Source organism: Gordonia sp. i37 (assembly GCF_002043085.1).
In the GTDB taxonomy this organism is placed as follows: Bacteria; Actinomycetota; Actinomycetes; order Mycobacteriales; family Mycobacteriaceae; genus Gordonia; species Gordonia polyisoprenivorans.
In genome coordinates, this window is the sequence record NZ_MVPX01000046.1 from 1 (window position 1) to 12,392 (window position 12,392).

Consider the following 12,392-nt stretch of genomic DNA (forward strand, 5'->3'; position numbering starts at 1 on the left):
TGCGTGGTGCTGCCATGCTCTTCATCCTTCACAGGTTCGAGAGCCTCCGACAAACCCGGGGCGGTTCAATGTAAGGCCCGCTGGTCTCAGCAAGGAACGTCCGAGTAATGAACCACTCGGCAAATCGATGGATTACCGAGACGCGCTGCCAAGCATGCGCCAGTTCGATGAGTGAGTCATCTAGCGTCAAGTCCTCAATCTCGCGGAGGTCATAGTGCCCAATTGAATCAGCGAAATCGGCAATGCTCTTGCAGATCTCGTAAGTGCGGTGTCCGCAGCGGTCGATCCACATCTTGCCATCGGCTCGACTCACGATCCGTCAGTTCCGTTCCACAGATACTCAAACTCATTGAATGCCAACCGATTATCGAAGTTGGTGATGTTGTCCTTGACATCGAGGATAAGGCATTCATCCTTGCCGCCATTGCGGGTTCCGCGGAGACCGCGTCCGACCATCTGCTGGTACATGTTGGCGCTGTAGACTGGTCGGGCGATGACCACCGCCCGGGTTGCCGGAGCGTCGAAGCCCTGCGACAACACGCCGTAGTTGGTGATCACCCGGATGCTCTGCTTGCGGAACTCCTCGATGCTGCGTCTGCGATCGGCTACCGGGGTGCCGGAATCGATTGCCACCGAGCGAATGCCGCGGTCGTTGAGTTTCGCGGCAAGGACCTTGGCATGGTCGACCGAGGTGGCGAACACCAGAACAGGCCAGTCGTCTGGGAGGGCGGTGATCCGTTTGATCAGTTCGGAATTGCGCGCCTCATCGGCGGCGAGGCGGCGTTCTGCGCTCTTGGGGAGCACGCCGTTCATCTTTGCGGCTTCGGCGAGTTCGAACTCGGAGAGTTGCAGGCGCATACCTTCCAGCTCCGTGTGTTCGACGCGCGAAAGGATGTTGAGTTCCTGAAGCCGTGCGATCGGATTGTCGCCGAGCACACCGTCGTCGAGGCGGTGATTGCCGAACCGGCCCGCGAGCCGGCGGGTGAGTTCGGCATCGTTCCGGAATGGAGTGGCTGTCAGACCCACGAGGTTTCGTTGCGTCTTGCTTCTGGTGAGACCCAACAACTCGAGGATTCGTGTGTACCGGGGGGATGTGGCGCCGTGCGCCTCGTCGACGATTACCAGTGACGCGCTGCGAAGCCATTCGTAGTCGTCGGTGTCAAGGCGCTCATCGAGTTTCGCGTCGGTGGCGACGACCAGATGTGGGCGTCCGGTTACGGGTGTGGCCGAATTGCCTCCCCAGAACCGGTCGAGCACCAGGTTTGTGACCGGTCCGACGTGCTCCCACACGAACTTCCACGACTGGATGGCCTGCTCGCAGAGCTCGGCTGTCGGGGCAATCCACAGGATGGGCCCTTCGGGGACTCCGGACTGTCCGATCCAGCGGATCACTGCCTCAGCGGCGACACGGGTCTTACCCGCTCCGGTGGGTAGGCTGAGCATCGCGCGACTGGGTGTGGGTTCGGTGAGGAAGTCGACGAAGCGTCGCGCGATCTCGTCCTGATAGGGGTGGAGGGCCGGAAAGTCCACCGGCCCATGGGCATCCTCACGCTGCGGCGGTGCGGGGATACGTGCCCCCGCGAAAGAGTCGGGGAAGCCCAGGTCAGAGACGAACTTTCGGGCAGACGGGCCGCCGTCGAAGTGCGCCGGTGCTGTTTCGAAGGTTGACCGGATGTCGCTGGCGTACTCCCGGAGTACGGCGTCATCGAAGGCGTTGTAGGCGAGTTCGGCGATGCGCTCGGGGCCGGGTTCATGTCCCGATTCGTGCTTTTCGCTGGCGATCAGACCATCGGGTAGTCCCGCGCGCAGTTGGTCACTCGGGAGCAGCAGTGACAACTTTCCGGGAATGGTTGCCGCATTTCGAACACGGGCAACCTGCTCTCTGAGCTTTTGGGACTCAACCAGTTTCGCGTAATGCTCGAGGAGTCGTTCACAGGTGTTCCGGCCGAGCCCGAATCCGAGGGCGCGGTCCACCGCCGTCATCTGGTCGAGAAGGGGCAGATCGGCGCGCACCCAGACGGTGTCGCCGTCACGGGCGCTCTCGAGGGCTTTCGGCGTCGCCCCGGACGGGGTTCGTGTGATCTCGTCGAGTTCGGAGCACAGCTGTAGTGAGACGCCGCGGATCACGCGCGCACCCGGGTTGGTTTTGAACGCGGGCAATACGTCGGCGAGGGGAGACGCAGGTCCGACCAGAACGGGGCGGATCTCCTTCGCGATCACGTCGCTGTATCGGTGCATTCCCCACTCGGAGACCATGAACTCGGCTTGCTCGGCATCACCGGGATCTGCGACGAGAAGTGCGGGTTGCTGTTGGCGGACGAGCTCGTCGAACTCCGCGCGTGTCGTGGCGACCGCGACTTCGTGATCGGGCCGGAAATCCCAGTGCGAGCCGACGCGACAGCGCACGCCGGGCTCCTCGTTGAGAAGATCGAGCGCCACCCGGATCAGGAGGGCATAGGACTTTCCGATGGCAGCGTCGTCGGTGCTCTGTTTGACCCGATCGAGCAATGCTTGCCATTCGCTGGGGCGGAGCTCGTTGACTGTGGAGCGAAGTCTCAGCCGTTGGGCGATGGCGGGTGACAACTGCGCTACGGGGAGATGGTCCTTGAATTCGGCTAGTTCGGGCGCGACCGCGTCGCTCACCTGTTGCAGCCCGAGGCTGGTCTCGGTGTATCCGAACTTGCTGTAGAGCCACCTGATGGGTGAGGGAATTTCGACACGTGTGTTCGACTGTCGTCCAACCTGTCTCGTCCAATTCACGACGAGACCCTCGGGCGGAGTGGACGCGATGAACTTGGCGCGACCCTCGTCGGACAGTCGGCGGAAGATTCGAAGTGGGCCGGCGATGGCGCCGCCCTCGATTCGAAGCGTATCGGGCATGACTCTCTTGCTGGTCCCGGGAAGTGTCGCGCAGTAGCTTTCGTACATGGCCTGGCGATAGTCGGCGAACCACTGCTCGGACTCGCACTGGTGATCGGCCATCTCGGGTCGGTCCGTCATTCCGAGAGCCCGAAGTGTGGAACGGTCATCGGCATGGAATGCCATGTCGACAGCCATGTCTCGGTCCCTCGATCCGTCGGCGGGAACTATGGGGCCGGGCAGCAGGCAACTGCCGGCGGCGACGAAGTCACCAGCGATGTTGCGCACTCTCAGAATGGTTGCGGCGTCTGGGTATTTGTCGAGGATGGCGCGGGTCTGACTGGCACCACCCGCGGTGCGCAGTAACTGCCAGAACCTGATCCAGTGGTCGTCGGTGTAGCCGGCGAAGCCCTGGTCGAGGATGCTGCGGAAGCGCCCGTCCGGGTCCGCCTCGCGAATGCCCAGCTGATCGAGGATCCAGCCCATGTCCGGGTCGTCGGCGATGGAATCGGCGACGTAGACGAGGTCGTCGCGCAGGACATCGTCGGATGTTCGGCGGAACACGCTGCCGGGCAACGGCGCCACGAGGTTTCCGGATGAGGTCAGCACGACCTTCGCAGATTTTGCTGCTGCCAGCAGTTCTCCGTTCCCGGCGATGTCGTGGGAAATGAGTCGACTGAGCACGCGCAGGGCGGCCATCGACCCCTTCTCCGACCCGTCGGCGACCAACGCCTCGAGCCATTCGGTGATGGACGCCGGGCGGAGACCCGTACAGGCATCGAGGATGTGATTCATCTTGCCGCGCCGCAATGCGGTGGCGTCAACCGAGTGATGCACCCAGTTCTTGGGACGACCGGGGTACTCGGACCACAGTTTCAACGTGACGTGTCCGATGTCCTCGGGTCTGAATCTCAGATCGCGGGGTTCGCGGAGGCACCCATCCTGGTCAGGCAGCGAGGGGTGTGTCGATGCGAGGTCCCACACCTTCCCCGTGAGGTATTTGCACGCCCAGTTCGGCGACTCCCGCGTACGGCCGGGTAGCAGTGTGAGATAGGCGGCCGGGTCCTGATCAACGACCAGTTCGGGCAGCGAGTCGATCACCAACTGCGCTGCGACATCCAATAACTCGCGGTTGAGATCTGCACTGTCCAGCAGATTCTGGCGATCCTCGTTGGTCTTCCACGCCGCATTCAGTGCTCCGCTGAGGGTCATCGGGTACTTGGTGGGGAAGTATGACCAGAAGGTGCCGCGCTCGGAGGGCACCGTCCAGAGTGGTTCGTCACCCGACTTGTCGATCCGATAGTCCGGGACAGCCCAGGAGATGTCGAGCGTGGCGCGATCGTGCAGTTCGCCCGAGGTGGCGCGGACCTCGTCGGTGACGACGTGTTCGGTGCTGAACACGCGGTAGCGTTCGTTGGCGGAATGGAATCCGGTGCGGGACTGATGAATGACCGTGACGTCACCGTCGTGGCCGATGGTCAATTCTCGGCGTGCAACGGGAAGAACACTGCGATCCTCGAGAACGACCGTCCCGACATGGGGCGAGAAGAGTTGAAACAGCGTGGGAAATTCCTGGCCCGTTGTGCCGAGCTGAACAGGAGCGTGCATGCTCCGGTTCAATTGGTCTGCGGTGCCCGGCATCAGTGGCAGGCGGACGACAGTGGTCGCCCACGCGAGGAGTCCGTCGAGAATTGGGTCTCCCGCGCGTTCTGCGGCAGGATCGAGTTGGCGTGCGAGTCGCAGCACCGGAGTGTCGGTGAGATCGAGCCCGGGAAGCCCCTGTTCGGATCGGGCCTCATTGACGGCGGTCCTGATCTCGAGGGCCGACCAGTCGGCATCGAAACCGAACGCGCCCGAGGTACTGAAGAACTGCGGAGATTTCGTCACGGACAGTACTGATTTCACACCGACACCGAAGCGCCCGATCTGTCCGCCGCGTTTGCGTGAGACGCCCATGCGGAGGATGGTGTCGGCGCCCCCGGGCGTGATGGGTGAGCCCTCGTTGGCACAGTAGAGGTAGGTGTCGGTGAGAACGGCCTCGATCCGTCCGCCGTAGAACGCGGGCTGTCGCAGCTCATCGGCCGCGTTCTGGATCAGCTCGAAAAGCTGACGATCACCGTATCCGCCCTGATGGATGCGCCGCTCGCCATTGGCGTGCTCCTCAACCACTCCGGGATTGATCTCGTAGGTTCTCAGGGCCAGTGCCGTCAGCTGCCGCACGGTCTCGATGACATCCGCTGTGGTGTTCGTGCTCATCGCTACTACTCGCTTCTCGCTCGTAACCTCCACATCCCCGTGATGTGGGCCCCAGATGAGATCCTATTGAGCCCTCAATCACTACAGGAGAGGTCTGACAGAACGTTCAGCGACCGGCCGGCCGGAGCGAGTTGCGCGACCTTGCCCAGGGGAGCGCGACCACCTTGTCGAGGTCGTCAGGTGTGACCTCCAGGCCGAGCGCAGCGCAGAGAACGTGCACACCGAGACGCGGAGGGATCGCGTTGCCGATCTGTTGCCCGATGCCCACGCCCGACCATGGGTAGTCGTGAGGGAATGTCTGGAGCAGGCCGGCTTCGGCGTGGCTGAAGCGATTGCGCCACCTGCCATTGGAGTCGAGGATGCGATTGCGCGTGACCTTTCCGGTCACGGTGAACGAGGGCTCGGAGGAATGCCGCCGGCCACGAGCCTTCGGGTCTCCTCCGGAGCCGTAGTTGGAGACGACTTCGAAGGGGTAGTTCCTTGTCGATCCGGGGAGGAGTGACAACGCCTCGGACATGGGCTTCCACGAAGGGGGTGAGCCGGGGATCGGCTCTTGGTCGCGGACGAAGTGCTGGTGGGTGCGCCGGGGGAGTTGGGGCCTGAAGCTCAGATTCGCCAGGAGGACGGCGCGCCGCCGGGTTTGAGGAACCCCATACTCTTCGGTCCTCAAGACGCCGGACGTGGTCAGGTATCCGATGCCCTGGAGGACTTCTTCCATGGCCTCCCAAACTGGCAGCACTGCAGGCACTTGCTCCAGAACAATGGCCTCGTAGGGACGTTTGCTTGCGTTCGCGTCGAGCGCCCATCGCAGAGGCTCGAGGACGAGCCCGGTTCGCTCGTCGGACAGGCCCCTCAGATCCTCTTTGATGTCGTCGCCGACCGACATCCGCTTGATGAACGCGAGGACGGTGTCGAGGGCCAGGCGCCCGGCGCCCTTGCCGGCCACGGTGAACGTCTGGCAGGGCGGGCCCGCGGCAAGAACGCTCGCATTGGCGAACTCTGCGGCGTTGAACTTTCGGACATCGCCCTTGTGCGAGTGGATCTCCGCCTTCTCCCGTGTCGCGAAGGCTCCCTCGTCCCACTCGATACCGGTTGTCTCGATTCCAAGCCAGGTGGCTGCTACGTCTAGACCTCCGGGGCCGGCGAAGAGATCGATGAGTCGATGGTCGACGGGGTTGTCCGACGGACTGTGAACACCGAACCGCATGGCTAACTATAACTTCAAGGCGATAGCATGTCTTCGGGACGCCTGACTACGTGTGAAACGCTGGTGGCACCGCGCCACCGAATCGTGACATAGAAGGCGAAGTACCCGGTACAGAATCCTGCGAAAGCAGCGGACTCGCGCCGCAGGAACCTCGAGGAATGACGAATGTATTGAGTGATGTGCAGTAGACTTTGCGGAACGTCTCGGACGTCCGTGAGTCAGTAGGCGGCAGTCGCCTCGATTAGCGGAATCGATACTCTAAGTCAAGCATTGGAGGCAGCGTGGCGAAGATCAATATCTTGCACCTCACCGATATCCATTTCGGCCAACCATGGATGGCGCCACGCTGGCCTTCGATACGCGAGAACTTTTTAGCCGATCTTGATTACTTGGTCCAGAAATGTGGGCCCGTCGATATTGTAGTCATATCGGGAGATATCGCATTTAGTGGTAGCCCCAAAGAATATGATCAAGCCAACGACCTGCTCGACGATATGCTACTTCACCTGGAGTCTTCCGGCGGATTAATACCACCAATAGTGGCAGTCCCAGGTAACCACGACGTTCACCGACAGGAAAAGTCATCGCTCGCTCAGATGGCGCTCGAGAGAATGTGGGATAGCGAGATCGCGGATGGAATCGGCACGGGCGGATCCGAAGAATGCATAGAATTCCTGGAAAACTCATATTCCGCATACAAGAAATGGATATCCAGTTCGTCCAAGCCGCTACCCACTCTTGACGTCGACTACTCCGGCCTCCTAGTAGGCGATTATTCGGCACGATTTATAAAGCCGGGATTCGCGGTGGGGTTCCTGGGAATCAACTCAGGGATGAGGCATGTATCCGACTGGGCCAAGCAGGGCGCGCTCACCATACTGCCAAAGCAGATTCAGTCGGCTGCCGGCGGTGACCTGCCCAGGTGGGCCCATCAAAATGACATATCGATCTTAGTCACTCATCACCCTCTCGACTGGTTAGACAACTCTGACGAGGTGCTCGATTCGATCCTATACGAAGGTGGTTCGGTTCGGCTGCATTTGTGTGGCCATTTACATGATCAAAAATACGTTCGCTCCCGATCTGGATCTCAAGATAGTCTACTCATTCATCAGGGCCAATCCCTCTTCGGAGCAGAATGGACGCCACATAAAAGGAGACGCAGTCATGGATATTCCATTGTTCAACTAGAAAAGGGCGAATCTGGCGTCAGTATGGTGCTGTGGCCACGATCGGCATCAGAGGCAGATGGCGGATCTTGGAGATTCGATAAGAGCCTAACCGCCGGATTACCGCGAGGGCAGGACTTCTCGGATCCTGAGTGGCTTCTAAAGCGCTCAGCCACGATTCATCAAGACGATGTGGTATCGGAACCATCTAATAAGCCAACGGAGAACGAGAGCCGGCAGGCGGAAGGAAGGCTGATTCGAGACCCCGGCTCAGACTTGAAGTCATTACTGGCAACTGGGGAGTGCACTCTGATACTGGGAGACATTGCAACCGCAGATTCCGATGGCCAGCTAATCTTGCCCGTGCACGATCTAAGGAGATTTCTCCTCGAAAGACTGGGGCTGGACTCTTCGGAGAACTTCAATGCCAGCGTGGACGAGCTCGTAAGTATCCTGGGTTCGGAGGACTCGAAGGCGGCGATTTCGGCACTGGGCTACTTTCTCGGAAACAAATCTGACCGTGATGCTGCAATGGCCCACCAGATATTAAGAGGACCATGGACGAGAGTGTTGAATCTGTCTCCAGCCGCGATGGAGATCGAAGGTGATTCTCGCCAACCGGAATCTGACCAAGGATCATATCTAGGTTACGATGCAGTATCGGATCGGTTTCGCATCCCTGGACATCTCTCGCGTGCTCTGATCTGGGTGAATGGACGCCACCTTCCGGGAGGAAAGGCAGAAGTTAGGTTCAGCCGAGATGTGAAGCTGAGAGATGACTCGCGCGGTCGTTGGTCTGCCTTTGTTGATCAGTCCGCAATCGTCGGCCCAACGGTTTACCTTGCAGATGAGATAAACGAACTCGACTTGTGGAGCTATGTTTGTCTCCGCGAGACAGCCAAGTCGCGTTCGCAACCCGCTGGATTCTTAATTTGTCCAGACCTCAGTGATAGGCAGGCCAGGATGCTTGATGTCTACAACGTAACGTGGGTCAAGTCAAGCGTCTCAGAATTCGTGCATGGCTACCTGCAGCCAAATCAAGAACACATGGCAGTGGGTAACCAGAGAATCCGTCGAAGAATCCGAACTGCTGACCTATCGATGGAGCTTTCGGTGAGTAGTAAGAGGAAGGTGCAGTCGAGCGGAAGCAAGGAGTACCTTAAGGGTAAGGAACCTGACTGGGCTGACATTGTGCAGGGATTTGCGGCACCGTTGAGTAAAGGAACTGAGCTTGCCAGCTTCCTGGAAACCGCCACGTCTGACCGTGTATATCTGGTAGAGGGAACCGCTGGGTCTGGAAGGACGACGGCCCTCATGCAAGCGGCGCTAATTCTTGATGCGCAAGGACACAGAGTCGGTTGGATCGAATCGCGGAACAGTCAGCAGGTCAATCGGATCTCCGACCTCGTGGACCGTGTCGTTCTAGATGAGTTCGATATAGTGTTTGTAGACGATGCAGATGGTTTTGGTGCGCGAGCGGTCGACCTCGTACGTAACTTGTGGAACAATGCGGCCTCGCAACGAAAGGTTGTGATTGGCGCAAGGTCTGTCCGATCGGGTCTGGTGCGCGGTGAATACCCACTCGAGACGCTTGTCGATGGCGATCTCTCGGAAAGCGACGTCGGTCTTCTGTTGGACAAACTTTTCGAGAAGAATGTGGTATACGACCGGCGGGCTTCACGGTCAGATGTTCGCAATCTCTTGGTCAGCGTATCCGGAAGCCAGTTGCTTGTGGGTATGATTCAGGCGACTTCAGGTCTTCCTTTCAACCGTAAAGTTGCAACTGAATGTGATTCGTTGAACGACGTGTCGAAGTTTCTATACGGCGTAGTATGTGTGGTAACGGCAGAGGCTGGAGTAATAACACGGGAGCAGGTGCTTGCGTCTTCAGATACGACGCCTCAAGTCGCGGTCAAGTCATTCTATACTCTGTGCACTCAGAATTTGGTTAGAGAGGTTGCCAATTCCGGCTATTACGAGGCACGCCACCGCATAGTTGCGGCCGCAGTGCGGGACCATCTCAATTCGCAAGGAGCGCTTGGGCCAATTATCTGCGGCGCCGTTAGAGTTTTTGCAGCTGCTGCGGCAGATCTGCGAACACATTCCGAGCCCGAACGCCGAGTGCTCACCAGATTAGTAAGCCACACATACTTGATTGATCAGGGATTGACTCTGGAAGAGGTCAGGAGAATTTACGATGAAGTTGAGCACATCCTGGACGAGGACTTCAACTTCTGGTTGCAGCGCGGGTCATTCGAACTCGAAGTCAGTGGCGGAGATACGGCGGCCGCTCTTGCTTACTTGACGGCTGCACGCACACTTTCCGGGGGTGAGAATGACCGGAAGGTGCTTACAACTTTCGCCCGCCTTCGTCTGCAACTGGCACGCAGCGACCATTCTGCGGATGCGACATCTCTAGCGATCGGGGCTGTGAAGGACCTGCATGCCGTCATTAGACGGCACGGCACCAACTCACCGCACACGATCGTAATATTGGCGCGCTATGCCGTGCCGTGGATGAAGGATGCGCCGATATCTGTGTCCGAGCTGTCTGAACTGGCGAGAGAAACAGCAAGATGGCTCGATTTCGCCGAGATTCTCGACGACTCGAATTCGCAGGTCGCGGAAGCGCGCGCGGTTGGTTTGGAAACGTTGAATCAAATACTTGCATAGTTCAGTCTGGGTAGTGCCGTGCCGTGCCGTGCCGTGCCGTGCCGTGCCGTGCCGTGCCGTGCCGTGCCGTGCCGTGTTGGTGTTGGTGTTGGTGTTGGTGTAGCCCAGCCCCTGAAAGGGGCGCGTTTCGAGGAGGGATTGTGAGGAAGTCGGGTTCAGAATCATCGAATGAAGATAAGGATGTCGTCGTTCGTGTTTCGCTTCCTGAATGCACGGATGGAAATCGCGAGAAAGTGAGGAGCGAATATTCTCGAGTTGTGGAGTTCGGCCTCGAGACGCAGAGGTGGTATCTCCGGGATCGCAGACTGAAGCGACGTGGTTCGATTGCGCTTAGGGTACTCGGAATAGTCCTTGGCGCCGGGGGTGCGCTTATGCCGTTGATTTCGGCAAATGGTGGAGCGGTGAGTCCGTATATAGGCTATCTGCTGCTGCTTGGATCGGGCGCTAGCTTGGCCGTGGATCGGGCACTCGGGCTATCTACCGGATGGGCGCGTGATATGTACGCGGTAGTTCAGATAAACAATGTTCTATCCAACCTTAGGGCCCGATGGTTGGAGATCGAGGGCGTTGAGGGCGAGGTCATGTCGCAGACGGTGAATGCAACGTTTATTAAGATCGCTCACGAAGCCGAAGCGAGTATTCTAAGGATATATGGCGGAGAGACGCTTGAATGGATATCTGAGTTTCACGAGACCAACCGAGCGTTAGAAACTGGGGCCGAGAATAAGAAGGCGCAACTGTACTCTGACGTCGCCAAGCCGTTGTAGTTGTAGTTAATTCTCTCAGTCGGATCAGACCCCGTCTCCGCGCCCGGGTAACCACCCCTCAAGTACCGATCCCAGTGCCGCGGACTGGTGTGCAGCGGGATTGTTCGGCACCGACCGTGAGAACCGTGGCGCCACATTCGGCTGTATCTCTCCGCTCACCCGCACATAGCTTCCACGCTCGACTGCGTAGGGATGCGCAGGTGCCTCGTCGAAGTCGAGGACGGCAGTCACGCAGGCGTCGACACCGTCGAACGCCTCTTCCCATTCGGCACGCGATTTGGTCGCGAAGCGCGCGGCGATTGCGGCACGCAGATCCGGCCAATGGGATCGATCCCACCGGTTCGGTAGGTCCTCAAGCCCGAGAACCTCAACGAGGTTGTGCCAGAACACGTCTTCGAGTGCGCCCACTGCCATGTACCCGTCGGTGCACCCGTACGTGCAGTAGAAGGGGGCTGATCCATCGAGTAGATTTCCGTCTTCGCGAGAAACCCATCGTCCGGCGGCCTTCCACGACCACTGCAGTTGCGCGAGAATGGCGGCACCGTCGGTCATTGCCGCATCGATGACCTGACCCCGCCCAGATCGTTGCCGTTCAAGCAGGGCAGCGAGGACACCGACGACGAGAAACATTGATCCGCCACCGAAGTCGCCGACCAAGGAGAGCGGCGGGATCGGAGGCTCGCCAGCCGGACCCATGGCGCTCAGAATGCCCGTCACTGCAAGGTAATTGATGTCATGGCCGGCCGCGTGCTGGAACTGTCCGCCCTGCCCCCAGCCGGTCATCCGCGCATACACCAGATGCGGGGCCAGTTCGAGACAGGTGTCGGGCCCCAACCCGACACGCTCCATAACCCCAGGCCGGAATCCCTCAACGAGGACATCGGCCTGGACGACTATTTTCCGCACTGTGTCGATGGTGTCCGGGTCTTTGAGGTTCGCCTCAACGATTCGACGTCCGCGCCAGAGTCCCGAGTCGGCATCGACCACACCGTCGGGTGCGCCGCGCCCAGCGGGCCGCCGAATCTGCACGACATCGGCGCCGAGGTCCGTGAGCACCATGCACGAGTGAGGAGTCGGACCGAGACCGGCCATTTCCACGACTCGAAGGCCGTCCAGTGGTCCGCTCACCGGTCACCGGCGCTGTGCAGAATGCCACGAACGGCGAAATCGGTGTAATCGGAGACGAGTTCGTCGACATCTTGGTCATCCCGAAGCCACCAGCTGATTCCGTTCATCAGATCCAGAACGGCGATCGCCGCCTGCCCGGCGTCACGCACCTCGAACTGCCCCACGCGGGCTCCTGCGGCGATCACATCGCGCACTCTGCGCTGGTAGTACTTTCGATAGTCGGTAACGGTGGCTCGATGCTCTGGCAGCAGTGCAGACAGTTCCCTCAGGGATACAAGGTGTTCCACCCTGTGCTCGGCTAGTGGCGCGCGTCGTAATTGCTTGAACGGTTGG

Annotated in this window: 5 protein-coding genes and 1 pseudogene; 2 read left to right on the forward strand and 4 right to left on the reverse strand. The window is 59.6% G+C overall.

The genetic code is table 11. The features are described 5' to 3' along the window. Nucleotides 1-309: 309 nt before the first annotated feature. Nucleotides 310-5,115 carry a DEAD/DEAH box helicase gene (locus B1964_RS01665; protein ID WP_079928553.1) on the reverse strand — a complete coding sequence of 1,602 codons (4,806 nt, stop codon included), beginning with the start codon at nt 5,113-5,115 and terminating at the stop codon, nt 310-312. Nucleotides 5,116-5,221: 106 nt separating this feature from the next. Next, nucleotides 5,222-6,322, reverse strand: coding sequence for a DNA cytosine methyltransferase (locus tag B1964_RS01670; RefSeq protein ID WP_079928554.1), 1,101 nt, complete (start codon nt 6,320-6,322; stop codon nt 5,222-5,224). Nucleotides 6,323-6,603: 281 nt separating this feature from the next. Here B1964_RS01670 and B1964_RS01675 point away from each other — a divergent pair, with 281 nt between their 5' ends. Continuing rightward, complete coding sequence (locus B1964_RS01675; RefSeq protein WP_079928555.1) at nt 6,604-10,164, forward strand: metallophosphoesterase; 3,561 nt, start codon at nt 6,604-6,606, stop codon at nt 10,162-10,164. A 140-nt stretch (nt 10,165-10,304) separates the two neighbouring features. Beyond that, a complete protein-coding gene (locus B1964_RS29845) occupies nt 10,305-10,931 on the forward strand; it encodes an SLATT domain-containing protein (RefSeq protein ID WP_172398720.1) in 627 nt (208 codons plus the stop codon). A gap of 24 nt (nt 10,932-10,955) precedes the next feature. Here B1964_RS29845 and B1964_RS01685 read toward each other — a convergent pair whose 3' ends face one another. Together B1964_RS01685 and B1964_RS01690 are read right to left on the reverse strand one after the other, a co-directional pair. After that, nucleotides 10,956-12,059: a CaiB/BaiF CoA-transferase family protein gene (locus B1964_RS01685; RefSeq protein ID WP_079928557.1), complete on the reverse strand. Its 1,104-nt coding sequence runs from the start codon at nt 12,057-12,059 to the stop codon at nt 10,956-10,958. Next, nucleotides 12,056-12,392, reverse strand: a pseudogene (locus tag B1964_RS01690) (TetR/AcrR family transcriptional regulator); the annotation flags it as partial. The gene B1964_RS01685 and the pseudogene B1964_RS01690, both read right to left, overlap by 4 nt.

What these genes read in the sequence shown, in the direction of transcription:
- B1964_RS01665 (WP_079928553.1), bottom strand. Translation starts at nt 5,115, where the DNA reads ATGAGCACGAACACCACAGCGGATGTCATCGAGACCGTGCGGCAGCTG.
- B1964_RS01670 (WP_079928554.1), bottom strand. Translation starts at nt 6,322, where the DNA reads ATGCGGTTCGGTGTTCACAGTCCGTCGGACAACCCCGTCGACCATCGA.